The sequence below is a fragment of the Nonomuraea sp. NPDC051298 genome (genome assembly GCF_055586305.1).
Map to the genome: position 1 here is coordinate 94,490 of NZ_JBVJIM010000011.1, position 22,670 is coordinate 117,159.

The following is a 22,670-nucleotide window of genomic DNA, read 5'->3' on the forward strand; positions in this document are numbered from 1 at the left end:
TGGTTGAACTAGTTCGAGGGCCCGCGGGTGCCGGCGAGCGGGCCGGGTTCGGCCGCCCGCTGTCGCGGGACCGGGTCCATGGAGGCATCCGTGTGGGAGCCCGAGTGGGAGCCCGTGCGGGAGTCCATGGGGGTGTCTGCGGGGGGTGTGCGGGTCTCGACTGGCAGCAGCGCGTCGGCCTCGGCCGCCACGGTGGCGAGGGTCATGCGCAGTTCCAGCAGCATCCGGCGCGGCACCTTGATCATGACGTCACCCGGGTCCGGCCGCATCCGGGTGATCTTGGTCAGGGCCAGGGCTCCGATCAGCACGGAGATGGCCACGCACATCGCGAGCGCGCCGGCCAGGCCCGCGAAGGGCCCGGTCATGAACGGGTGGTCGATCACGACCGACACGACGGCGACGCCGACGGCCCCGCCGACCATGCGGGCCATGGTGGCCGCGCCGACGGCGGAGGCGTACTGGTGGGGGCGGGCGGACAGGGTGGTGGCGACGGAGGTGCCGGGCGCGAGCGCGCCGACCCCGACGCCGACCACGACGCTGGCGATCAGGCCCCAGACGGTGGGCCCGGCCTGCATCAGGACGAGCACGCAGGCCCCGCCGCACAGCAGCGACCCGGCGTAGATCAGTCCGTACGCGCCGATGCGCTTGACGGCGCGCCCGGCCAGATAGCTGGTGACGACCATGGCCACCGAGGTCGGGGTCAGCCACATGGCCACTTCGAGCATGGGGTAGCCCAGGTGCAGCAGGTAGAGAGGCTGCACGGTCAGCAGCCCGTACGACAGCGCGCCGAAGCCCCAGGTCGCCATCCAGCCCCAGACGAACCTGGGACGCCGCCACAGGGCCAGGTCGATGGCGGGCAGGCGGTGGTGCCTGGCCTGCGCGAGCGCGCCACCGAGCAGGGCCAGCGCGGCCAGTGCCAGCCACACCACGTCCATGCCCCAGGCCATGGCCTTGGAGATGGCCAGGACGATCACGGCGATCCCGGCGGCCAGCAGCCACGCGCCGAGGACGTCGGGAACGCCCTTGGCGGTGCTGCGCTTGCCCGGCGGGAGCGCGAAGCAGGCGATCAGGAGGGCGACGCCGATGACGACGTCGGGGACGAACAGCGAGCGCCAGCCGACGGTGGCGGCCAGCCAGCCGCCGCCCGCCTGCATGAGCAGGCAGCCCAGCCCTGAGGCGGAGCTCCACATCGCGATCGCGCCGCGCCGCTGCGACTCGGGCAGCTCCCCGAGCAGCAGCCCGAGGCTGGCCGGGATGATCGCCGCGGCCCCCGCGCCCTGGACGGCCCGCGCGGCCAGCACCCACGACCACGAGTCCACGGTGACGGTGGCGATCGCGCCCAGCACGAACACCACGAGCCCGACGGCCAGCACCCGGCGGCGGCCGAACAGGTCGGCCCAGCGGCCGGCGGTGGCCAGCAGCGCCGCGATCGGGATGAACGCCGCGCTGGTCAGCCAGACCAGGTCGCCCAGCGGCATCCCAGCGCCGGCGGACGTGTAGCGCAGGACTCCGACTGCCAGGGTGGTGGCCGTGGTGTCGGCCATCACCGTGAACATGACACCCGCACCGACGAGGCGCAGCATCACTCCGTGACGCCGGTCGGCGCCGGTCGTGCCCGTCGCCCTGGCGGCGGCTGGTGACGAACGCACGTGGTTCCCTCCTATGGAAGCGTCGGTCGGTCTCCGCCGGGGGCCTGTGCGAGCGGCGGAGCCGGACGTCGGTTTTCAGCGGTTCTGGTGGTTCAGGCGGTTCAGGCGGCTCTTCCGGTGCTTCCCGCGGCCTTCCGGCTGGGGTCAGGCGCCGTAGCGGCCGGGCGAGAGCAGGCCGTCCGGGTCGAGCGCCGTCTTGAGCCGGTGCAGCATGCCGAGACCGGCGGTGCTGGTCTCGGACCAGACGTCGGCGGCGGCGTGATCGATGTCGGAGCGGTAGATGGCGCAGCCGTGCCCGCGCAGCACGCAGTTGCCGTCGTTGCGGAGCTGGTGCGCCCGGTAGGCCGCGTCGGGCGCGGCGCGGTCGAAGAAGATCTGGATGACGCCGTTGGCCAGGTGGTCGCCGACGAGGTTCCACTCGACCATGAGGGCGGTGGAGTGCGCGTCGACCGAGGTCTGCAGGGCGTCCAGGATGTGCTCGGTCCTGCGTGCGTGCATGGGCATCAGCGGCAGCAGCACCAGGAAGCCCATCGCGCCCTCGTCGATCTGGTCGCACGAGGTCACGCCGAGCGCGTTGTGGATGCCGCGGCAGGTGGGGATGCCCTGGGCCATCAGCGCCCGCGGGTAGAGCGGGTCGTCGGCGCGCACCTCGGCCGCGTCCACGACGCGCACCGCCTCGGCGCCCTCGACCTCGACGAGCGCCTTGCGCAGCAGCCCCTCGGCCAGCTCGACCGTGGCGTCGCTGCCCATGAGCGGACCGAGCACGGTGAACAGCGACGGGTCGGCCCCGTGGGGCAGCGTCCAGTCGCCGTGCTCCGGCACGAGCGACAGCTCGCGCACGCGCATCAGCCCGGTGGCCGGGTTGCCGTCGCGCAGGAAGCGGGAGACCGCGCCGAGCGCCACCCCGGCCTGGTCGCGCGGCAGGCGGCCGTGCACGAGCCCGATCGTGCTCGGGCGCGGCACCAGCGAGACGGCCATGGCGGTGACGATGCCCAGGTTGTGCTGGACGAACGCCTGCGTCAGGTCGGGCCCGGCGACCCGGCCGTGGTAGCGGCCCGCGGGGTCGAGCCCGCCGGTGGTGACCACGCTGCCGTCGGCCAGCACGGCCTCGATCCCGGCCACGTCGTGCACGCGGGAGCGGATGCAGCCGTCGCCGCGCTCCAGCGCGTTGCCGATGACGGAGGTGTCGGCGCACGAGGCGGTGACGTTGAGCATCCACGGGGTGTCGCGCAGCACGGCGGCGAGCTGCCGCTGCGTGACTCCGGGCTCGATCACCGCGAAGCCGGCCTCCAGGTCGAGGCTGCGCACCCGGTTCATGCCGCCGAGGTCGACGACCAGGTTGTCGTCGGTGACCGGCATGGCCGAACCCATGCCCCAGTTCCTGCCCGTGCTGATCGGGTAGAGGCGGCGCTTGTCGGCCGTTGCCTGCCGTACGAGCGCGCGTACCTCGTCGAGGGTGCGCGGCGTCTCGATGCCCGACACGGTGCGCGGCTGGTGGCCCCCGACGTCACGCGACCGCAGGTCCAGTCGCGACAGTCCTTGCATGACTCTCCTCAGAGGTGAGATTCGCTCTTCCGGCCCTCGGACGGGGGCCGTTGGGGGCACACGTCAGGCGGTGTGCTGGAGCAGGTCGTCGATGGAGCCGATGGCCTGGTTGGACATCTCCCTGATGCCGAGCAGCCGCCGCTCGACGAACACGTCGGCCTGCGGGTCGGCGGGCAGGTCGGAGAGGTCGGACTGGGGGGTGGTGCCGGGGAAGCTGTCGGAGAAGGTGCCCGACAGGGTGTCGGGGAAGTCGAGCGTGCCGCGGGGCGCGGTCTGCGCGGGGATCTCGTGCGGGCCGTACGGGTGACGCCGGGCGTGGCCTGTGTTCTCGTGCCTGGCGCGGCTGGGCAGGTGCGGGGGGGTACGCATGACGGGAGCTCTCCTACCGGACTCGGGTGGGGTTTTCCGGGTGACCGCTCGCCGTTGAGCGGATCGGGATCAGCGCGCGTCCTCCTGGAGGCCGGTGCGCCCGGCCCGTGGAGTGACGACCGCGGGGATCGCCCGCGGCACGCCGTGGTTGATGACGCTCGCGGCGATGCGGCGCTCCGCCAGGCTCAGGTGGGGACGGCCGGCGCCGGGTGAGACCGGCCGCGCGGTGGCCGAGCCTCGGATCATGGAGCTGGCGTGCACCCAGCGGCGCGACTCCGCCAGCACCTCGCGCCGCGCGCGGGGCAGGTCCGCGTGCTGCGCGTAGTGCTCGCAGACGGCCCGCGCCAGCACCCGTGCCATCACGAGATGCTCTTCGCAGGCGCCCGCGACCTTCGTCTCCAGGCCGGTGACCTGGGCGAGGAGCAGTTGCAGATGCGGCAGGCCCGAGCTGCGCTCGAACCCGTCGAGCTCGGCCAGCCGCTCGGGCCAGCGCAGCCGCCGCTCGATCGCGGCGCACACCGCGGCGACCAGGTGCGACGGGTGCTCGTCGTCGGGGCTGCGCCCGTCGAGCTGCACGGCCCGCTGGGCGGTCGGTTCGAAGTCGGTGAGCCGGCGCAGCCCGCTCTGCAGCAGGCGTACCCGGTTGTGCAGGCACGCCGCGCTCCAGCCCAGGACCAGCAGGCGGTCGGCGTCGGCCTCACAGTGCCAGCCGACCAGTGCCACTTCGCGGGCCATGCGGTGGTAGAGCACCCATGGCTCCTGCTCGCCCAGCGGGGAGTCGATCCACACCTGCAGACCCCCGGGGGGCAACTCGGCGACGCCTACGTCCATGCCGGCGGGCGCGACCCTGGCGCAGATCCGCTGGACGACCCGCTGCTGCGCGGCCGTCTCCGGCGCCATGGGCGCCGGTGTCGGCAGCACTCGCTCGGGGGCCACCCTCGCCCTCGGCTCGATGCTCATCTGGGCCACCTCCTGACCCGCACGGTCTGTCGACCTACGTAAATTGACACTTAATAGTGCCGTCCCGATCGTCGTTAGGAGGCGGTTCTCTGTCAACTGCCACTTAACGGATATGGCATGATTCGCCCGCCGTCACAGTGGCCAGAGGCAGGAACCGGCGACTCCCCGCAGGTGAATCCGCTGTTACGGACTGTCGTTGATCTAGAGTCCATACGTTGCGTCAGAGCGGTGGACGACAGACGAGGAGCGAGCCCGTGCCGGTGCCCAGAGCCATGGTCGTGGCCACGTCGGTGGCCGTGTCGGCGGCTGTCGCGCTGCCCGCGCGCCCGGGTCCGGCGCAGGCCGGAGCCGGTTACTGCGTGCTACCGGATCGCTCCCAGCAGTCCGGGGCTTACCTGATCGATACTGCTTCCTCACTGGACTGGATTCATCCCAATCCGCCGCCCGCCGCACGCGAGCCGACCGAGGCCGAACGCCTCGAGTTCGCGGGGTTCCCGAACGTGTCGGCGCTCGACGTGACCGGCCCCGGCGGCGCGCCCCGGCAGAAGGTCATCACGACCTTCACCACGAACGTGGACAGGGTCGTCACCCTCACCAGCTCCGCGGCGGTCTCCGACGACGACGGGCGCACCTTCGGCCCGGCGGAGGCCACGCCGCTGCGCGAGTCGCCGGTCGAGCTGCACGACGGCCGCTTCTTCGCCACCGAGTACTATCCGATCAGGACCGGCCCGCACCAGGCCAAGCTGGGGGTGCTCACCTCGTCCGCGCTGGACGACGGCGAGAGCTGGCTGCGTGCCGAGGCCGTCCTGACCACACCCGGCGACCTGCTGCCCGGCGGGGCCGCGCACGGCACGCCGATCCAGCTCGCCGACGGGACGATCCTGATCACCGTCTACGCCCGCTACCACCCCACGGGAGCCTTCCAGGCCGAGGTGTACGCCAGCTCGGACGGCGGCCGCACCTTCGCCCGGCGCGGGGTGATCGCCGAGCCGGAGCCCGGCTTCGCCTACACCGAGGCGGCCGTCGAGCAGGCGATGGACGGCACCCTGGTGGCGGTGCTGCGGCGCGACGGCGGGCCGTACGCGACGCTGCGCCAGAGCCGCTCGGCCGACGGCGGGCACACCTGGTCGCCGGTGCGCGAGCTGCGCTTCGCCGGGCTGGACTGCGTCGCGCGCGGCGTGGCCCCCCGGCTGCTGCTGATGCCCGACGGGCAGCTCGTGCTGAGCGCGGGGCGGCCGGACAACTGGCTGGCGATCTCCCCCGACGGGCTGGGCGAGGAGTGGCACGAGCCACAGGTCACCTACCACAACCGCGACGGGATCTGGGACGCGCACGGCTCGTCCGGCTACACCGGCCTGGCCGCGGTCGGGCCGCACCGGCTGATCCAGGTGTTCGACAACTGCAAGCTCGTGGGGGTGCGCACCGACGGCACGCTCGACGAGACGGCGTGCCCGGCGCACGGGCGCTTCGAGCACGGAGGCTGGTACGCGATCAAACGCCTGCTGTTCGACCTGGCGACGCCCGGCACCCGGCTGGACCTGGCGGGGCTGCGGCGGCGCGGCGACGTACGGGTCTCCACCACGATGCGCTGGTCGAGCCGCTCCCGGCCGAGGACCGGCCCCGGCGGGGCCCTCGACGGCAGCACCGGCTACTGGTCCAGCGCCGTCGCCGCCGGTCGCGGCCGCTACGTGCTGCACCTCGACCGGCCCTACCCGCTGAGCAGGATCGGGCTCAGCCTGCGCCCCGGCCATCCGGCGGACGCCCGCGTGTACGTCTCGCGCGACGGGCGCTCATGGGGCGAGCCGGTCGTCACCGTTCGCGGCAGGACCGACCACGCCATCCAGTACGACGCCATCGGCCGCACCGCCCAGCACGTCAAGATCGTCGTCGAGCCGTCGAAGGGCTGCGACCGCGAGATAGGACGGACGTGCAGCGTGCTGAACGAGATCGAGCTCTATCACTGAACCGCGAAATCACCGAGTCGCGGACCGGCCGCGCTTTTCGCCGGTCGGGCAATTCGCCCCTGACTTTCCCGGGTCGCGGCGAACTGGGCCGGCCGAATTCCGCCGGAAATTCGCCCGGCATTCTCCGCCCCGCGCTCCCGCGCCCGGCATTCTCCGCCCCGCGCTCCCATGCCCGGCGTTCTCCACCGGGCGTTCTCCGCCCGGCATTCTCCGCCGGGCACGGGAGCGCGGGGGACCGATTCCCACCGGCGCCCCCGCACGCCTTTCCCGCGCCCCTTCCCGTCGCGTCTCCGCGCCGGACGGGACCGCGCTCACCGCTTCGGCGGGAGGTTGCCGCCTCGGCCGGGTCCGCGCTTGTCTTCCCTGGTCAGACCCTCCTCGTCGATCTCCAGCCGCTCCCGGCGGACCTGGCCCTCGACGGTCTCCTCGTGCCGGACCGCCTGCTTGTGCACATGGACGCGCTCGACCGGCCTGGTCTCCTTGGAGACCACGGGACGCTCCTCGTGCAGGATCATCTGCCGGTCTTCCTCGCCTATCTCGAACGTCCCGGCCAATTCCCCGTCGCGGATGGGCTCGCGCTCGATCACGACCTCCTCGTGCGTGAGCGGAATCCTTTCCCGGACGGTTTCGGTCTCGACGAACTTGTGCAGGCGGACGCGACCGGTCTCGCGGCTTTCCTTTCCGATGTGGAGCCGTTCCTCCGAACGGGTCATGTCGATGTCGCCGTCGTCCGTCACGCCGCCGCGCGTCTCCCCCGGCGTCCCGCGCGTCTCGGCGGACATGCCTCGCCGCTGCCCGGCGGCCGAGTCCTGCGGCTCTCCGGTGACCGGCCCCCGCGTACGGGTCTCGCCGGTACGCTGCCGCGGGAGGTCCTCGGGCTGCATGCCGTAGTAGCGGTAGAGGTCGGCCTCCTCGTTCAGGGACAGGCGGCCGTCCACGTCGATGTTGGGGGCTCCCTTGATCGTCTCCCTGTCGTAGGGGACCCGGATCTCCTCACCCGATCGTCGGGCGCTGGCCAGAGGCACGAAGGTCTGCTTCACCCCGAAGAACCCCGTGCGTACGGTCACCCACTCCGGCTCGCCCGTACGATCGTTGAGGTAGACCTGACCCACCTTTCCGATCGACTGTCCGTCCGAACCCACCACATGGCAGTCGAGCAGGTTGCGGATCTCTGTTTGCAAAGCCACGGTGATCCCCCCTGATGCCTTGTCCTCTGTGTCCTCTGCGTCAAATAGGACAAATACCCCAAATCACCATTTCGCCACACAGGGGCAGGGCACGTTTCCCTCTAGTTTTCGCGGGACGTCCCCAGTCGTCACCCTGGGATCGGGAGCCTCAGTCGCCCTTCTGGGCCTTCTCCAAGGCGTCCAGGTGCGCCTGCAGCGACGGCGCCGCCTCCTTTGCCAGGGCTTTGACCGTCTCCGACGAACCCTTGGAGATCTCCTCCTCGGTCACGGCCAGCGCCTCCTTGTGCGCCTCGATCATCCAGGACAGGAAGCCCCGGTCGAGGTCCTTGCCGGTGGCGCCCTCCAGCTTGTCCAGCCTCTTGCGCTGGCCGGCGTCCGTGGACGCCGGGAGCTGGATGCCGAGCTGCGTGGCCGCCTGGGTGACCTTGGCGTCGAGCGCGGTGTGGTCCTTGACCAGCAGTTCGCCGACGGACCTGACCGGCTCGGTGGTGCCCTTCTCCCGCGCCAGCCGCCCGGCCCCGATCTCGGCCAGGTTGCCCTGGTGGATGGCCACCATCCAGGCTGTGTCCTGCTCGGACGGCTGCTCGGACGACCGCTCGGACGGCTGGGCGCCGGTCGGCGCGACCAGTGCGGCGGTGTCGGCCGGCGCCCCGCCGGAGCAGCCGGGAAGGGCGATCAGGGCGGTCACGACGCCCAGCGACAGGGACAGACGAGTACGCATGAGGATTCCTCTGACGTAGTGCCACAATCTACACACAGAGCGTAACCATCAGCTTTGCGCTACCCCTGTACCCCTCCGCACTCGGGCGCGTCCGCACGGATCAGTGGGGCGGGATAGCGCCTTCCGGGTGTTATGGGGTGAAATGACAAGAACCTTCTACTGGTTGGAGTACCACCGTGCCGCTGTTCGACCTGCCGCTCGACCAACTCCGCGACTACCTCCCCGACCGTGACGAGCCTGCCGACTTCGACGCGTTCTGGTCGGCGACGCTGGCGGAGGCCGGGGAGTTCGACCTGGCCGTCGAGTACGTCCCGTACGATCTGCCGCTCGCCGGGGTGGACGTGTTCGACGTGTCGTACGCCGGGTGGGGCGGGCATCGCGTCAACGGCTGGTTCCTGGTGCCGAAGGGCGCGCGGGGCCCGCTGCCGTGCGTGATGCACTACATCGGCTACAGCGGTGGTCGCGGCTTCCCGAAGGACCACCTGCTGTGGCCGGTCGCGGGGTACGCGGTGTTCGTGATGGAGACGCGCGGCCACGGCGGCGCGAACCCCGGCAGCCCCGGCGCCACCGGCGACCCCCACGGCAGCGCGGGCCCGCAGGCGCCCGGCATGATGACGCGCGGCATCCTCGATCCCGCCGACTACTACTACCGGCGCGTGTTCACCGACGCGGTCAGGGCGGTCGAGGCGGCCGCCGCGCATCCGGCGGTGGACGAAGACCGGATCGTGGTGTCGGGCGGCAGCCAGGGCGGCGCCATCGCCCAGGCGACGGCCGCGCTGTGCCCGGGGGTCAGGGCGGCGCTCATCGACGTGCCGTTCCTGTCGCACTTCCGGCGGGCGGTGGAGATCACGGGGCGCGATCCGTACCAGGAGCTGGTGCGTTATCTGTCGACCCGGCGTGAGGCGGCCGAGCAGGTGTTCCGCACGCTGGCGTACTTCGACGGGGTGAACTTCGCGGCGCGCGCCCGGGTGCCCGCGCTCTACTCGGTGGCGCTGATGGACGACGTGTGCCCGCCGTCGACGGTGTTCGCCGCCTACAACCACTGGCAGGGGCCCAAGGAGATCTCCGTGTGGCCGTGGAACAACCACGAGGGCGGTGGCGGCTACCAGGCGGAGGAGCAGGTGCGCTACCTGCACAAGCTCCTGGGCGAGGAGTAGGGGCGGTGCCCGCCGCGCCGGTGCGCCGGCGCGGCGGGCGCCGCTTCACGCGGTCTGCTCGGTGACCAGGAAGGACACGCTCCCCTGGTCGTCGGCTCCGGCGTCCAGGGACTTGTCGTCCAGTACGGTGGCGGCCACCGGGTCGAGATAGACCCGCGCCCCCTCCGACTCGACCACCGCGTCCGCCGGCTCCGGAGCGGTGGCCAGCGTAAGGGTGAGCGAACTGGCGCCCTCGCCCTGGGACGAGATGCGGATCCCGCTCTGGGCGGGCTCGGGCGCGGTCGCGGTCAGATCACGGATCGCCTGGGCAGCGTTGGCAGTCAGGGTGAGCACTATGGCTCCTCCTCACGGTCGACGTTCAGGAGTTGGCTGCCCTTCCCTCTCCATCCGGACTCAATCCTTCGTGACCGTTTCTTTACCAACTGGTCCCGGCCGGCGGCCCGCGTCACACCACCCCGGCGCCGCGCTTCACCTGACGGTCCACTCCCCGTCGCGGACGAGGTCGCGCCCGGCCAGTTCGTCCGCCTCGCGCCACGCCTGGATCCGGCGCGGCGTGATGTGGAAGTAGTGGTAGGGGGAGGTCGACTTGCGCGGGTCGAAGCCCGCCTTCCCGGCGAACGCGTCGCCGACCTCGCCGGGGATCTCGTCCGCGGGCGTGGCGCGCGCCGTGCCCTCGACGAGCACGACGTCGCGCACCAGGCCGATGCCCACCCGCACCAGGCCGTTGGCCAGCAGGTTGCGGGCGGTCGGGCTGGCGCTGGCCGTGGCGACGAGCAGCGCGCCGCCGTCCCACAGGAACGACAGCGGCACCATGTACGGCGTGCCGTCCGCGCTCGCCGTGGCCACCCAGGCGTCCACGTCGTGCTCAAGGCGCTCCAGCGTGTCGCGCCTGCGCTGCTCGGGGGTGCGTGGGGTGGGCTGGGACATTCCGTCTCGCTCTCTCGTCGCCGGTCACCCGGGCCTGAGGGCCGCCGTCGCCGACGACGGCCGTCTTTGCCGACGGCCATTATCGACGAGGGCGGGAAAGGACGGCTCAGCGGGTCTCGGGGCGCCCAGTGTCGCTCACGGCGTCGCGCCCGGTGTCGCGCCCGGAGGAGCAGGAGCCCGCCACGGTGCCCGCCACCTTCCAGTCCGCCCCCGGGAACGGGCTCATGAAGTGCGTCAGGAGGTCCACCGCGTAGTCCGGCACCTGCCCGCCCGGATCCAGGAAGGAGACCATCTGCGGCCCGTCGGCGCCGCGCAGCGTGATCGAGCCGCCGCCGCCGTCGGCCACGAACCCGGGCTTGGCGTCCACGGTCACGCACGCCAGGCTGATCCCGGCCGCCTTGATCTCCTGCTCGGCCCCGATCCTGCGCATGCGCTGGTCGTAGCGGCGCAGGGTGAGCGAGGTGGCCGGGCCGATGTGGACCGTCTCGCGGAAGGCGTCGTCGCCGACCTTCCTGCTCAGCCTGACGTCCAGCCGCACGTCGGGCCGCAGGTCCACGCCCTTGGTGCTGATCTTGAGGTCGCCGTAGCTCCCCTCGAAGCCGGGGGCGACGTAGCCGAGGGCAGGGGGCGCCTTCAGGCCGAACGGGACCTTGCCCGGCCTGACCCGCAGCCACGACATCCGGTCGACGGACAGCGAGACGGCCTCGACCGCGCTCCTGCCCAACCCGAACCGGCCGCCGACGTGGTAGGTGAGGAACCCGGTCGTGTACGGGACCTCCTTGCTGACCGCGATCGCCTGCGGCGCCACCGGGTCCATCCGCAGCCCGGCGCGCAGCGTGACGCGTCCGGTGGGCACGGGCTTGGAGACCAGGTCGAGCGACTGGTCGGGGTTGAGCCGGATCGTGGTGTCGGCGGCCAGGTCCTCGACCGAGAACGACACGTCCCCGAGCCGTCCCGACGGGTCCACCAGGCCGCCCTCCACGGCGAGGCCGCCGTCGAGCGTGCTGGCGCCGCCCTCCGCCTTGTACGTGAGCGTGGGCACGCTCAGCCCCGCGGCCGAGGCGTCGGCGTCCACGCCGAAGACGGCGGGCACGTCGGAGAGGTTCAGCTCGCCGGTGCCCTTGCCGGGCAGGGTGACCTTGGCGGTGAGCCGCTTGACGGCGGCGGAGTTGCTGACGCGGATGCGGGTCCTGGCGCCGTACGTGCCCTGGACGGACACCGCCGCGGGCACCGGGTCGATGGCGACGTGACCGCGCGCCCCGCCCGCCTCGGCCCGCACGTCGAGCGCGCCGAGCGTGGCGGCGGGCTCGATCCGGTACGCCGCCTGCACCGCGTTGTCCTGCCCCACTGCGAACGGCCCCACCGACAGGCCGGTGATCCTGGACGGCAGGCCGGTCAGCCTGGCGCTGGCCCTGATCGGCACGGGTGACAGCACGCTGCTGGCCAGGTAGAGGGCCAGGCTGCGGCGTTCCGGGCGGAACCCGGAGAACGCGAACGTCTTCCCGGCCAGGTCCACCGACACCTGGTCGGGCAGGCCGCGCACGTCCAGGTATCCCTGCAGGCCGAAGCACCCGCGCTGGGCGACGCAGAAGGGACCCTGCGCGCAGCCGGGCGAGCCGGCCGCGCAGCCGCCGTCCACCAGCGACACGCCCCCGTCGACGGCCGGGGCGGCCCGCATCCGGTCGAGCGCGGCGGTCTTGCCGAGCCAGGCGCGGGCGCGCACGTCCAGGCGCGAGCCGGAGTAGGTGAGCCGGCCGTCGGCCGAGGTGACGGCGAGCCGTCCCGGCACGGGGCCGAGCGTGCCGATCAGGCCGAAGCGGGTGTCGCCCCGCGTGACGTCGGCGTCCACGGCGAGCGTCTGGCGGGCCGCGCGGAAGTCGGCGGCGAACCCCTGCGCAGCCGGGGTGAACTCGACGTTCGAGAGCCCTTCGACCTGCACGCTGGCGTCCAGGTCGCCGGTGGCCTCGGAGTAGTGGGCGGCCAGGTGCGGGCCCGTGGGCGCCTTGGCGCCGTCGTGGTTGGTGAACGCCAGCGCGGCCGTCCCGACCGGCCCCGACTGGCCGCGGAAGCGGTAGGAGGCGGCGTCCCAGGAGGCGTCGAACCGGGCGGGCACGCCGGTGACCTCGGCGGCGGCCCTGGCGTACCGGTCGCCGAGCTTGGCCCTGGCCAGCGCCGAGACCTTGGCGACCGGGCCGTCCGAGGTCCAGCTCAGGGTGCGGGCCCTGGCGTCGGCGACCAGTTCGGCGAGCTTGCGCACGCCCTCGACGGTGACGCGCACGTCCTCTCCACCCGCCTGCGTGACGTGCGCTTTATTGGCATAAATCCGCACCTGATCGAGCTTCGCGGACGTCTCGACCTTCACCGTCGAGCGCTCGCCCAGCGCCCACGACGCCTTCACGTCGTCGTGCACGCCCAGGAGGGTGCCGTCGATGGTGGGGCCGGACGTGAGGTTCGCGTACGCGGCGCGCAGCTTGTCGATCACACCGCTGGCCTGGTAGACGGCCTTCCTGGCGGCGGGGTCGAGGGTGACGTCCACGGTGGCGGGCGTGTTGGAGATCTCCAGGCGGGCGACGTGGGTGCGGTCGATGCTGGCCGCGCCCGTGAACGAACGGCCGCTGGAGTCCACTTCGAGGTGGGCGTGCGGCGCGGCCCCGTACGTGACGTCGAAGCCGGACAGCCCCGTCAGCAGCCCCGACACCCCCACGGCGGCGCCGTCCTTGATCATCGTGACGTGGCCGCCGCGCGGGCTGGAGACGGCGCCGCCGGCGCGCTGCAACAGCACGGCGAACCTGCCGATGGGCGAGCTGGTCGTCTGCGTCACGCGGTGCCCGGCCAGGTCGTTGACCAGGCTCACCTTGGCGGGCAGCTCGCTCAGCTCGGCCTTCAGCACGGTCCTGTCGGCGGCGCGGTCGTAGTAGAGCAGGCTCGCGGCCCCGGAGCGCGAGCCGCCGGACCCAGTGGCGGACCCAGTGGCGACGGACCCTGCGGCGACGGACAGGGACTGGCGGCCGTTCGCGTTGCCGTACCTGGCGGTGAAGGACGGCGGCACGCGCTCCAGCTCCACCCGGGTGACGCGGGACAGACGGCCGTCGCGGTAGCCGAAGTCGTCCAGCCGGGCCCGGGGGATGGAGGACGGGCTGGCGAAGCGGATCTCGCCGCCCGACAGCCGCACCTCGGCGCGGGTGGGCATGCGCTCCAGCACGGCGTGGGTGAACCGGCTGCCCGTCACGGCCAGCGCCTCCAGCCTGGCGGGCGCGGAGGCGGTGACGTCGAGCGCGAGGGTGTCGAGCGCGGCGTTGACGGTCAGTTTGCCGGTGGCCGGCGACTGGCGCAGGCTCACGGCGGTGCGCCCGCTCAGGCCCGCCACGACGGCGGCCGACTCCCCCGCCTCCTTGCGCTCGACCACGGCCTTGACCCGCTTGCCCGCCAGGTCGACGGTGAACGTCCCGCGGTCGGAGGCCGACAGCGACGACCCGCGGCGCAGGCCGTCGAACCCGACCGAGACCTTGTCGTCGTACTCGGCCCAGACCTGCGCCTTGAGGTTCTCCCCGCCGAGCCGCTTGACGGCGAACGAGAGCCCGACGGCGTTCTCACCGGGATCGGCGGTGGGCACCAGGTCGGCGGCCAGGTCGGGGGTGGAGTCGCCGGTCACGTCGGCGGCCACCGGCACGCCGACCGGCTGCCGGATCGAGCAGGAGACCGGCACGGCGGCGCTCTCCACGCAGATCCGGTACGTCAGGCCGGGCACGACCTTGCCGAGCCCCTCGAAGGTCTTGGCGATCGCCGCCAGCGGCTTGAGCAGCGAGAGCGTCTGGGCCTGTGTGGTGTCGGGCAGCATGTCGCGCACGTCGGGCGCCTGCCCGCCGAAGCCCTGCCGCTCCTGGGCGGCGGCGGCGTCCCTGGCGACCTCGTCGGCCAGTTGGGGCCCGGCGGGCGTGGTGACCTCGGGCGGCTCCGGCCCGACCCGCTCGTTCCCGGCGGGCTGGAGTGCGATGGAGGCTCGCTGCGGGACGGTCACGGCGGCGGCCGGCGGCTCCTGGACCGCGGGCACGGGCGTCACCCTCGTCGACACGGGCCGCTCCTGCGCCCGGACCGGCCCGGTGATCGGCCCAATGATCGGCCCGGTAATCGGCACAGCGACCGATCTTTCTGCTGCCTCTGCGGCCGGTACGGCGACGAGGGCCGTGGCGGCGATGGACGCCGAAGCGAGCACGCGCAGAAGGGCGTGCGGCATGTAGCTTTCTCCCCCGGACCTAGCTAAATCATCCCATCAGAAACATAGGTCACGAGACGACCATACTTCCTCACTGTGCGTCAAACTGGGTCCGACATGGGACTCCAATTTCTTGCGCTCAGGTGCGGTCAAGGCTGGTACGGGCGCAGCCGCGGCCACCAGCCAGGCACGTTCGCGCGGTTACGGAAAACCGGTCGAAGGCGGTCCTCGGGGGCGGTTAGCGTACGCCGGTGCGCATATTCCTGGAGACCGAGCGGCTCACGCTGCGCCCCATCGCCGCGTCCGACGAGGACGACCTGTTCCGCCTGCACAACGACCCCGAGGTGATGCGATACCTCAACGGCGGGAAGCCGACGCCGCGTTCCGTGCTCGCAGGGGAGACCATGCCCAGGTTCCTGAGCGGCGGCTTCTACGCGGCCCTGGACCGGCACTCCGCCGGCTTCCTCGGCTGGTTCCTCCTGCGCCCGGCCAAGGGCGGCCCTGACGACGAGCCCGAGCTGGGCTACCGGCTGCACCAGGCGGCCTGGGGCAAGGGGTACGCGACCGAGGGCTCGCGCGGGCTGATCGACAAGGCGTTCGCGGAGCTGGGCGCGCGCCGGGTGTTCGCCCAGACGATGGTGGTCAACCTCGGGTCGCGGCGGGTGATGGAGAAGTGCGGGCTGCGTCACGTCCGCACGTTCCATCCCGACTGGCCCGATCCCATCGAGGGGTCGGAGCAGGGCGAGGTCGAGTACGAGCTGCTGCGCCCCGAATGGGCGGCCGCGCACGGGCCCGACCGGCACTGAACCGGCACGGGAACTGGCGCCGCACCAGCGCCGAACCGGCGCCGGGCCGACACCGGGTGGTAGACCTGGTGCACTGGTCGGACCAGTCGCTAGGGTGCCTCGTATGGGATATGACGCGCTGTTCCGCCTCGACGGGCGGCGGGCCGTGGTGATCGGGGCGGGGAGCGGCATCGGCCGGGAGGCGGCGCTGGCGCTGGCCGCCCACGGGGCCTCGGTCGTCTGCGCCGACCGCGACCTGCCCGCCGCGCAGGAGACCGCCGCCGGGTGCGGCGGTGACCCCCGGCTGGTCGACGTGCTCGACCAGGGCGCGGTGCGCGACCTGGCGGCGGCGTGCCCGGCCGACGTGCTGGTGTTCACGGCGGCCACGAACGTGCGCAAGCGGCTGCTCGACTACTCGGGCGCGGAGTTCGACCGGGTGGTGGGGCTCAACCTGCGGGCCTCGTTCGACGTGGTGCGCGCGTTCGGGGCGGGCATGGTCGAACGGGGGCGCGGCTCGATCATCGGGTTCGCCTCGATCCGCGCCTCGGTCACCGAGCCTGGGCAGGGCGTCTACGCGGCCACCAAGGCCGGGCTGGTGCAGCTCCTGCGTACGGCGGCGGCCGAGTTCGGCCCGAGCGGGGTGCGGGTGAACGCGATCGCGCCGGGCGTCGTGGAGACCCCGCTGACCAAGCAGATCAAGGACCACCCCGCCTGGTACGACGCGTACGCCGCCAAGAGCGCGCTGGGCCGGTGGGCCACGGCCGAGGAACTGGCCGGGGCGGTGGTCTACCTGGCCGGTGACGCGGCCAGCTTCGTCACCGGCTCCGTCCTGTACGTGGACGGCGGCTGGACCGCGGTGGACGGCCGCTTCGACCCCCCGAACTGACCCACGACCCGCCGGTCCCGTCACCCCTGTGGCCGGATGACGGCCATCCTGGTGACCGTGAACTCCTCGATGGCGAACCTCGGCCCCTCGCGGCCGGTCCCCGAGTCCTTGACGCCCCCGTACGGCATGTTGTCGGCCCTGAACCCCGGCACGTCGTTGACCACCACGCCCCCGGCCTCGATCCGCTCGATCGCCGCGAACGCCGTGGCCAGCGACCGGGTGAACACCGCCGCGTGCAGGCCGTACCTGGAGTCGTTGACCGCGGCGAAGGCGGCGTCGAGGTCGGGCACCGTGCGCACGCACACGACCGGCCCGAAGATCTCCTCGTCCCAGGCGGCGGCGCCGTCCGGCACCCCGGACAGCACGGTCGGCGCGATGGCCCGCCCTTCGCGGTGCCCGCCGGTGACCACGTCGGCCCCGGAGGCGGCGATCCACTCCAGGACCCGTTCGGTGGCGGCCTCGTCGATGAGCGGTGCGACGCGGGTGCCTGGCAGGCGCGGGTCGCCGACGGCGACGGCCTTGACCCGGTCGGCCAGCAGGGGCAGGAAGCGGGCGGCCACGTCCTGCTCGACCAGCACCCGCTGCACGGAGATGCACGCCTGGCCGCAGGCGTAGTAGCCGCCGCGCACGACCGCGTCGGCGGCGGCTTCGAGGTCGGCGTCGGCCGCGACGACGAGCGCCGCGTTCGAGCCCAGCTCCAGCAGCACCTTGGTCGGGGCGGCGGCCCGCGCGATGGCGTGCCCGGCGGCGGCCGAGCCGGTGAACGAGACCGCGCCGACGCGCCGGTCCGCCACCAGCGTCCTGCCTACCTCGACGTCGCCGGTGACGAGCTGGACGGCGGCGGGGGGCAGTTCGCCGCCCGCGCGCAGGAGGCGTACCAGCCGGAGCGTGGACAGCGGGGTCGCGGGGGCGGGCTTGACGATCACGGGACACCCGGCCGCGACCGCCGGGGCGATCTTGTGGGCGGCGAGGAGGAGCGGATAGTTGAAGCCGGTGATGCCGACGACCACACCGATGGGCCGGCGCGTCCAGAACCCGATCAGCCCCTCGCCGGACGGCAGCAGGTCGAGCGGCACGGTCTCGCCGTGCAGCCGGGCCACCTCCTCGGCGGCGGTGGCGAGCGTGAGGAGCGTCCTGGACACCTCCACCTGGCAGTCCACCAGCGGTTTGCCGGTCTCGAGCACGAGCAGCCGCTCGAACTCCGCGCGTTCGGCCCGCAGCGCGTCGTGCGTGCGCAGGAGGGCGGCGCGGCGGGCGTGGGAGGGCAGCGCGGCCATGGCGGGGGCCACGGCGAGCGCCTCGTCCACGGCCCGCCTGGCGAGCTGCGGCGTGCCCAGCGGGGCGGTCGCGACCGTGGACCCGTCGTAGGGGAAGATCACGTCGGTGGTGCCGGCGGTCTCCTCCCATCCGTCGCCGATGGGCAGGCGGGCGTCGTGGTTCATGACTGCCTCCGCTTCATGGCCGCCTCGTGGTTCATGGCCGCCTCCGGTTCATGGCCGCCTCCGCCGGGCGCTCGGGAACACGTCGAGGTAGGCGGGCGCGCCCTCACGGCCGGTGGCGGCGAGGACGGCGTGCGCGACGGCCCGGCTGAACACGTCGGCCGCCGCGGCCAGGACGTCCTGGAAGGCGTCGTGGGCGGGGGCGGGGGCGGCGCAGGTGGCCAGGCCGAAGACGGTGTCGCCGTCGGTCATGGTGTGGGCGGGCCTGATCGCCCTGGCCAGGCCGTCGTGGGCGACCGCTGCCAGTTTGCCGCACTGGGCCTTGGTGAGGGTGAGGCCGGTGGCGACGACGCCGATGGTGGTGTTGAAGGAGGGGGCGTCGGCCGGTTTCCACGCCTCCGCCTCCTCGGGGGCCGGGGGACGGAGGTGGTCGAACTCGCCGGGGAGGCCGTACCTGGTGCCCGCGAGGGTGGCGTCGCGGGGGTCCAGCACGGAGCCGGCGGCGTTCACCACGGCGAGCGCGGCGACGGTGACGCCGTCGGGGAGTATCTCGCTCGCGGTCCCCACCCCTCCGGCCAGCCCGCCCGCCACCGCCCCGGCCCCGGCTCCCACAGACCCGCTCGCGGCCGGATGCGCCGTCCCCGACGGCCCGGCGACGGCGGCGGTGAAGGGTGCGGCGGACGGGGTGGCGAAGGAGGCGGCGTCGTAGGCGGCGGCGCCGAGGGCGGCGTCCGGGACCGCGCGGAAGGCGCCGCCGCGTCCCAGGTCGAAGATGACCGCCGCGGGCACGATGGGCACCACCCCGCCCGCCACCGGATACCCCACTCCGGCGTCGGCCAGCCGGTCCATCACCCCGCACGCCGCGCCCAGCCCGAACGCGCTCCCGCCCGTCAGCACCACGGCGTGCACGCGTTCGACGAGGTTGCGCGGGTCCAGCAGCTCGGTCTCCCGCGTCCCCGGGGCGGCCCCGCGTACGTCCACGCCCGCGACGGCGCCCTCCCCTTGGGCGAGGACGACGGTCGTCCCGGTACGGAAGCCGCCCCCGACCCGGTGCGCGTGGCCCACGCGCAGACCGGCCACGTCGACCAGCGAGTTCGTCGGCCCCGCCGTCATACCGGCTCGCCGCTCAGGAAGCGCCGGGCGGCCTCGGCGAACACCCGCGTGCAGCGGACGATCTCCTCGACCTCCACGAACTCGTCGGCCTGGTGCGCGATCCACTTGCCCCCCGGCCCGTACACGACGGACGGGATCCCGCCCCAGTGCGTCAGCACGGTCCCGTCGGTGGAGCCCGGCACGCCGCCGTACACCGGCTCCTCCCCCGTCACCGTGCGATGGGCGGCGGCCAGCGCGGCCACGACGGGGTCGGTCACCGGCACCTCGACCGGCGGCCGGTCCACCAGCACCGACACCTGCGCCGTGATCCCGTCGGCGGTGATCCCGTCGGCCGCGGCGAGGGCGGCCACCCGGTCGGCGAGGTCCTTGTGCTCGACGCCCGGGATCGTCCGCACGTCCACGAAGAGCGAGGCGACCGCGGGGATCACGTTGACCTGCTCCTCGGAGCCGGCCCGCAGCACGGTCGGCGTCACGTACACCTCGCCGAGGTGCTCGTGGGCCGGGTGCCGCGCCTGGAGCTCCTCCTGGAGGGAGCGCAGCGCGACCAGCAGGGTTCCCACGGCCTGGATGGGGTTGCGGCCGTGCTGGGGCATCGCGCCGTGGGCCATCCTGCCGGTGAGGTCCACGCGCAGCCGCAGCGCGCCCTTGGCTACGGCGCAGATCTCGCCCGCCTCCGGCTCGGCCACGATGGCGCCGTCCACGTCGGCGGTCAGTCCCTGGGAGACGAAGTGGTGCGCGCCGAGCATGAGGCCCTCCTCGTCGGCCAGGGCGCACACCTTGATCCGGCCGGGGAACGGTCCGGCCAGTTGCAGGGCGCGGGTGGCGTAGAGGGTGGCGGCCAGGCCGGACTTCATGTCGGCGCTGCCGCGTCCCCAGAGCCGCCCGTCGCGGATCTCGCCGCCGAACGGGTCCACGGTCCAGGTGGACAGGTCGCCCTCGGTGACGACGTCCGTGTGGCCCTCGAACATCAGCGTCGGCCCCGGGCCGCCGCCGCCCTCGACCACAGCGACCACGTTGGGCCTGCCGGGCGCGGCCTCGTACACGACGGGCTCCCAGCCCCACTCGCGCATCCTGGCCTCGACCAGCTCGGCGGCGGGCCGTTCGCTGCGCCCGCGCGCCGGGTCGTTGGTGCTGGGGATGCGCACCAGCGCCTGCGTGAACTCCACCACTCCGCCGGCATCGACGTCGATCATGCAAACCCCTCCAGAGTCGGTACGGCCTCCAGCAGCGCCCGCGTGTACGGGTGGGCGGGCGCGGCCCAGACGTCGTCCACCGTCCCGCTCTCCACGATCTCGCCCCCGCTCATGACCGCGACGGTCTCGCACACGTGCCGTACCACGGACAGGTCATGCGAGACGAACACGAGCGTGAGACCCAGGTCGTCGGCGAGGTCGGCCAGCAGGTTGAGTATCTGCCCGCGTACGGACACGTCCAGTGCGCTGACGGGCTCGTCGGCGACCAGCACCTTCGGCCGGGGCGCGAGCGCGCGGGCGATGGCGATGCGCTGCCGCTGGCCGCCGGAGAACTGGTGCGGGTACCGCTCGGCCGCGTCGGCGGGCAGGCCGACCCCCTCCAGCAGTTCGGCCACCCGGTCGCCGGCGGGCAGGCCGAGTGCGGTCAGCGGCTCGGCGACGAGGTCGCGCACGCGCATGCGGGGGTCGAGCGAGCCCATCGGGTCCTGGAAGACGATCTGGAGGTTCTCGCGCAGGAAGCGCAGCCGCCGCTCGGGCCTGCCGGTGATCTCCTGGCCGTCGAAGCGGATGGAGCCGCTGGTGGGCTGGTCGAGCGCGCAGAGCAGGCGCAGCAGCGTGGACTTGCCCGAGCCGGACTCGCCGACGATGCCGAAGCGCTCGCCGCGGCGCACGGTCAGCGAGACGTCGCGCAGCGCGTGGACGGCGGCGCCCGGCCGGGTGAGCGAGGCGCGGGGCCGCCGGTAGACGCGGTTCAGCCCGCGCACCTCGATCAGCGGCGGCGGTGTCCCCGCCTCGACCGGCCCCGAGGGCGGCGGCTCAGGCGGGGTGCCAGCAGGCGAAGGCATGTCCGTCTCCTCTCAGCGCCGGGGACGCCTCGCACGCGCTGCTGGCGTGCGGGCAGCGGTTGCGGAACACGCAGCCGCCGGGGAAGCGGCCCGCCGGGGGGACGGAGCCCGCGATCACAGGCAGCCGGGTGCCGCGCGGGGTGAGCCTGGACGCGGCCAGCAGGCCCTGGGTGTAGCGGTGGCGGGGCCGGGTGAAGACCTCGCGGATGGGGCCGGACTCGACGACGCGTCCGCCGTACATGACCAGGACGCGTTCGCACACGGACGCGACCACGGCCAGGTCGTGGGTGATGAACAGCAGCGCGGGCGCGACCTCGGCGATCAGCTCCAGCATCTGCTTCTGCACGGTGACGTCGAGCGCGGTGGTGGGTTCGTCGCAGATGAGCAGCTCGGGGCCGTTGGCCAGGGCGATGGCGAGCATGACGCGCTGACGCTGGCCGCCGGAGAGCTGGTGCGGGTACGCGCGGGCGAGCTGGACGGGCTCGGGCAGGCGTACGCGCTCCAGTAGCTCGACGGCCCGCCGCCGGGCCTCCTGGCGGGGCCGGCCGTGCAGGGTCATGACCTCGGCGACCTGCGCGCCGATCCGCATGAGCGGGTTGAGCGCGGTCATGGGCTCCTGGAAGACCATGGCCAGCTCGCGCCCGCGCAGCGCCTTCAGCCGGCGCTCCGGCACCCCCACGAGGTCCCGTTCGCCGAGCCTGGCCCGTCCTGACGCGGTGACGCCCTCGGGCAGCAGGCCCATGAGCGACAGCGCGGTCAGCGACTTGCCGGAGCCGGACTCGCCGATCAGGCCGACCCGCTCGCCGGACGCGACGGCGAACGACACCTCGCGGACCAGCTCGACGCCGTCCGCGCGCACGGTCAGGCCCTCAACGCTCAGCACGCATCCTCCTGAGCTTGGGGTCGAGGAAGTCGCGCAGGCCGTCGCCGAGGAGGTTGAAGCCCAGCACCGCGAGCGCGATCGCGAGGCCGGGCCACAGCGCCAGGCGCGGGGTGGAGAACAGCAGCTCCTGGGACTCCTGCAGCATGCGCCCCCACGACGGGACGGGCGGCCTGGTGCCGAACCCCAGGAACGACAGCGCCGCCTCGGCCAGGATCGCGATCGCGAACGACACCGACGCCTGGACGATGAGCACGGAGCCGATGTTCGGCAGCACGTGCCGGACGGCGATCGCGGGCCGCCGCCGCCCGGCGGCCCTGGCGGCCAGGATGTAGTCCGTGACCATGACCTGGAGCGTGGCGGCCCGCGCCACCCGGGCGAACGCGGGCACGGTGGCCACCCCGATCGCGATCATGGCGGTGAGCGTGCCCGGCCCGTAGACGGCGCCGAGCATGACGGCCAGCAGCAGCGCGGGGAAGGCGAACACGAGGTCGTTGACCCGCATGATCAGCTCCGACAGCCAGCCGCGCGGCGTCATCCCGGCGACCACGCCGAGCGGGGTGCCGACGAGGGCGGCGATGCCGACCGCGACGACGCCGACGTAGAGGGTGGTGCGGGCGCCGACCATGAGCTGGCTGAAGGTGTCGCGGCCGAACTTGTCGGCCCCGAGCGGGTAGCCGCCGCCGGGCTCGCGCAGCTTGCGGGCCGCGTCCACGAACGTCGGGTCGTGCGGGGTCCAGAAGAACGACACGAGCGCGGCGAGCACGACGAGCCCGACGAGCGTGCCGCCGACGAGCAGCCCGGCGTTCGCCCGCCCTCTCATCGCGGCCTCCTCAT

19 protein-coding genes are annotated in these 22,670 nt (G+C 73.3%); 4 read left to right on the top strand and 15 right to left on the bottom strand.

Annotated features, from left to right (window positions below):
* Positions 1–8: 8 nt before the first annotated feature.
* The 4 genes from ACZ6S0_RS28890 to ACZ6S0_RS28905 form a co-directional block, all read right to left on the bottom strand.
* A complete protein-coding gene (locus ACZ6S0_RS28890) occupies positions 9–1,649 on the bottom strand; it encodes an MFS transporter (RefSeq protein ID WP_465922448.1) in 1,641 nt (546 codons plus the stop codon).
* A 144-nt stretch (positions 1,650–1,793) separates the two neighbouring features.
* A complete protein-coding gene (locus ACZ6S0_RS28895) occupies positions 1,794–3,194 on the bottom strand; it encodes an FAD-binding oxidoreductase (RefSeq protein WP_465922449.1) in 1,401 nt (466 codons plus the stop codon).
* 63 nt (positions 3,195–3,257) lie between these two features.
* The gene (locus tag ACZ6S0_RS28900; RefSeq protein ID WP_465922450.1) at positions 3,258–3,563 is read right to left on the bottom strand and encodes a hypothetical protein; all 306 of its coding nucleotides are present in this window, start codon (positions 3,561–3,563) and stop codon (positions 3,258–3,260) included.
* A gap of 69 nt (positions 3,564–3,632) precedes the next feature.
* Positions 3,633–4,523 (bottom strand): hypothetical protein, encoded by an 891-nt coding sequence (locus ACZ6S0_RS28905; RefSeq protein ID WP_465922451.1) that lies wholly within the window; start codon positions 4,521–4,523, stop codon positions 3,633–3,635.
* Between the two features lie 254 nt (positions 4,524–4,777).
* On the opposite strand from ACZ6S0_RS28905, the gene ACZ6S0_RS28910 reads away from it, so the two are divergent.
* The gene (locus ACZ6S0_RS28910) at positions 4,778–6,487 is read left to right on the top strand and encodes an exo-alpha-sialidase (RefSeq protein ID WP_465922452.1); all 1,710 of its coding nucleotides are present in this window, start codon (positions 4,778–4,780) and stop codon (positions 6,485–6,487) included.
* 311 nt (positions 6,488–6,798) lie between these two features.
* Here ACZ6S0_RS28910 and ACZ6S0_RS28915 read toward each other — a convergent pair whose 3' ends face one another.
* Complete coding sequence (locus tag ACZ6S0_RS28915; protein WP_465922453.1) at positions 6,799–7,674, bottom strand: DUF2382 domain-containing protein; 876 nt, start codon at positions 7,672–7,674, stop codon at positions 6,799–6,801.
* A gap of 148 nt (positions 7,675–7,822) precedes the next feature.
* Positions 7,823–8,395: a DUF4142 domain-containing protein gene (locus ACZ6S0_RS28920; RefSeq protein WP_465922454.1), complete on the bottom strand. Its 573-nt coding sequence runs from the start codon at positions 8,393–8,395 to the stop codon at positions 7,823–7,825.
* Between the two features lie 176 nt (positions 8,396–8,571).
* Between ACZ6S0_RS28920 and ACZ6S0_RS28925 the strand changes: the two genes are divergently transcribed.
* Positions 8,572–9,552: an acetylxylan esterase gene (locus tag ACZ6S0_RS28925; RefSeq protein WP_465922455.1), complete on the top strand. Its 981-nt coding sequence runs from the start codon at positions 8,572–8,574 to the stop codon at positions 9,550–9,552.
* Positions 9,553–9,597: 45 nt separating this feature from the next.
* Here the strand turns inward: ACZ6S0_RS28925 and ACZ6S0_RS28930 are convergent, their stop codons facing one another.
* The 3 genes from ACZ6S0_RS28930 to ACZ6S0_RS28940 form a co-directional block, all read right to left on the bottom strand.
* Positions 9,598–9,885, bottom strand: coding sequence for a HesB/IscA family protein (locus ACZ6S0_RS28930; protein WP_344874037.1), 288 nt, complete (start codon positions 9,883–9,885; stop codon positions 9,598–9,600).
* A 135-nt stretch (positions 9,886–10,020) separates the two neighbouring features.
* Positions 10,021–10,479, bottom strand: coding sequence for a pyridoxamine 5'-phosphate oxidase family protein (locus ACZ6S0_RS28935; protein ID WP_465922456.1), 459 nt, complete (start codon positions 10,477–10,479; stop codon positions 10,021–10,023).
* A gap of 106 nt (positions 10,480–10,585) precedes the next feature.
* Positions 10,586–14,713, bottom strand: coding sequence for a hypothetical protein (locus ACZ6S0_RS28940; RefSeq protein ID WP_465922457.1), 4,128 nt, complete (start codon positions 14,711–14,713; stop codon positions 10,586–10,588).
* A 230-nt stretch (positions 14,714–14,943) separates the two neighbouring features.
* Between ACZ6S0_RS28940 and ACZ6S0_RS28945 the strand changes: the two genes are divergently transcribed.
* Positions 14,944–15,498 (top strand): GNAT family N-acetyltransferase, encoded by a 555-nt coding sequence (locus tag ACZ6S0_RS28945; RefSeq protein WP_465922458.1) that lies wholly within the window; start codon positions 14,944–14,946, stop codon positions 15,496–15,498.
* Between the two features lie 103 nt (positions 15,499–15,601).
* A complete protein-coding gene (locus ACZ6S0_RS28950) occupies positions 15,602–16,363 on the top strand; it encodes an SDR family NAD(P)-dependent oxidoreductase (RefSeq protein WP_465922459.1) in 762 nt (253 codons plus the stop codon).
* Between the two features lie 20 nt (positions 16,364–16,383).
* Here the strand turns inward: ACZ6S0_RS28950 and ACZ6S0_RS28955 are convergent, their stop codons facing one another.
* The 6 genes from ACZ6S0_RS28955 to ACZ6S0_RS28980 are packed head-to-tail and all read right to left on the bottom strand — an operon-like array spanning position 16,384 to position 22,656.
* On the bottom strand, positions 16,384–17,805 hold the full coding sequence (locus ACZ6S0_RS28955; protein WP_465922460.1) for an aldehyde dehydrogenase family protein: 1,422 nt from the start codon (positions 17,803–17,805) through the stop codon (positions 16,384–16,386).
* A gap of 48 nt (positions 17,806–17,853) precedes the next feature.
* Complete coding sequence (locus ACZ6S0_RS28960; RefSeq protein WP_465922461.1) at positions 17,854–18,915, bottom strand: P1 family peptidase; 1,062 nt, start codon at positions 18,913–18,915, stop codon at positions 17,854–17,856.
* The gene (locus tag ACZ6S0_RS28965; protein WP_465922462.1) at positions 18,912–20,108 is read right to left on the bottom strand and encodes a M20 family metallopeptidase; all 1,197 of its coding nucleotides are present in this window, start codon (positions 20,106–20,108) and stop codon (positions 18,912–18,914) included. The genes ACZ6S0_RS28960 and ACZ6S0_RS28965 overlap by 4 nt, the downstream gene beginning before the upstream one ends.
* The gene (locus ACZ6S0_RS28970) at positions 20,105–20,953 is read right to left on the bottom strand and encodes an ATP-binding cassette domain-containing protein (protein WP_465922463.1); all 849 of its coding nucleotides are present in this window, start codon (positions 20,951–20,953) and stop codon (positions 20,105–20,107) included. The genes ACZ6S0_RS28965 and ACZ6S0_RS28970 overlap by 4 nt, the downstream gene beginning before the upstream one ends.
* Positions 20,925–21,836: an ABC transporter ATP-binding protein gene (locus ACZ6S0_RS28975; RefSeq protein ID WP_465922464.1), complete on the bottom strand. Its 912-nt coding sequence runs from the start codon at positions 21,834–21,836 to the stop codon at positions 20,925–20,927. The genes ACZ6S0_RS28970 and ACZ6S0_RS28975 overlap by 29 nt, the downstream gene beginning before the upstream one ends.
* Positions 21,823–22,656 (bottom strand): ABC transporter permease, encoded by an 834-nt coding sequence (locus tag ACZ6S0_RS28980; RefSeq protein WP_465922465.1) that lies wholly within the window; start codon positions 22,654–22,656, stop codon positions 21,823–21,825. The genes ACZ6S0_RS28975 and ACZ6S0_RS28980 overlap by 14 nt, the downstream gene beginning before the upstream one ends.
* Between the last annotated feature and the right edge of the window lie 14 nt (positions 22,657–22,670).

What these genes read in the sequence shown, in the direction of transcription:
- ACZ6S0_RS28895 (WP_465922449.1), bottom strand. Translation starts at nt 3,194, where the DNA reads ATGCAAGGACTGTCGCGACTGGACCTGCGGTCGCGTGACGTCGGGGGC.
- ACZ6S0_RS28900 (WP_465922450.1), bottom strand. Translation starts at nt 3,563, where the DNA reads ATGCGTACCCCCCCGCACCTGCCCAGCCGCGCCAGGCACGAGAACACA.
- ACZ6S0_RS28905 (WP_465922451.1), bottom strand. Translation starts at nt 4,523, where the DNA reads ATGAGCATCGAGCCGAGGGCGAGGGTGGCCCCCGAGCGAGTGCTGCCG.
- ACZ6S0_RS28920 (WP_465922454.1), bottom strand. Translation starts at nt 8,395, where the DNA reads ATGCGTACTCGTCTGTCCCTGTCGCTGGGCGTCGTGACCGCCCTGATC.
- ACZ6S0_RS28935 (WP_465922456.1), bottom strand. Translation starts at nt 10,479, where the DNA reads ATGTCCCAGCCCACCCCACGCACCCCCGAGCAGCGCAGGCGCGACACG.
- ACZ6S0_RS28940 (WP_465922457.1), bottom strand. Translation starts at nt 14,713, where the DNA reads ATGCCGCACGCCCTTCTGCGCGTGCTCGCTTCGGCGTCCATCGCCGCC.
- ACZ6S0_RS28950 (WP_465922459.1), top strand. Translation starts at nt 15,602, where the DNA reads ATGGGATATGACGCGCTGTTCCGCCTCGACGGGCGGCGGGCCGTGGTG.
- ACZ6S0_RS28955 (WP_465922460.1), bottom strand. Translation starts at nt 17,805, where the DNA reads ATGAACCACGACGCCCGCCTGCCCATCGGCGACGGATGGGAGGAGACC.
- ACZ6S0_RS28960 (WP_465922461.1), bottom strand. Translation starts at nt 18,915, where the DNA reads ATGACGGCGGGGCCGACGAACTCGCTGGTCGACGTGGCCGGTCTGCGC.
- ACZ6S0_RS28965 (WP_465922462.1), bottom strand. Translation starts at nt 20,108, where the DNA reads ATGATCGACGTCGATGCCGGCGGAGTGGTGGAGTTCACGCAGGCGCTG.
- ACZ6S0_RS28970 (WP_465922463.1), bottom strand. Translation starts at nt 20,953, where the DNA reads ATGCCTTCGCCTGCTGGCACCCCGCCTGAGCCGCCGCCCTCGGGGCCG.
- ACZ6S0_RS28980 (WP_465922465.1), bottom strand. Translation starts at nt 22,656, where the DNA reads ATGAGAGGGCGGGCGAACGCCGGGCTGCTCGTCGGCGGCACGCTCGTC.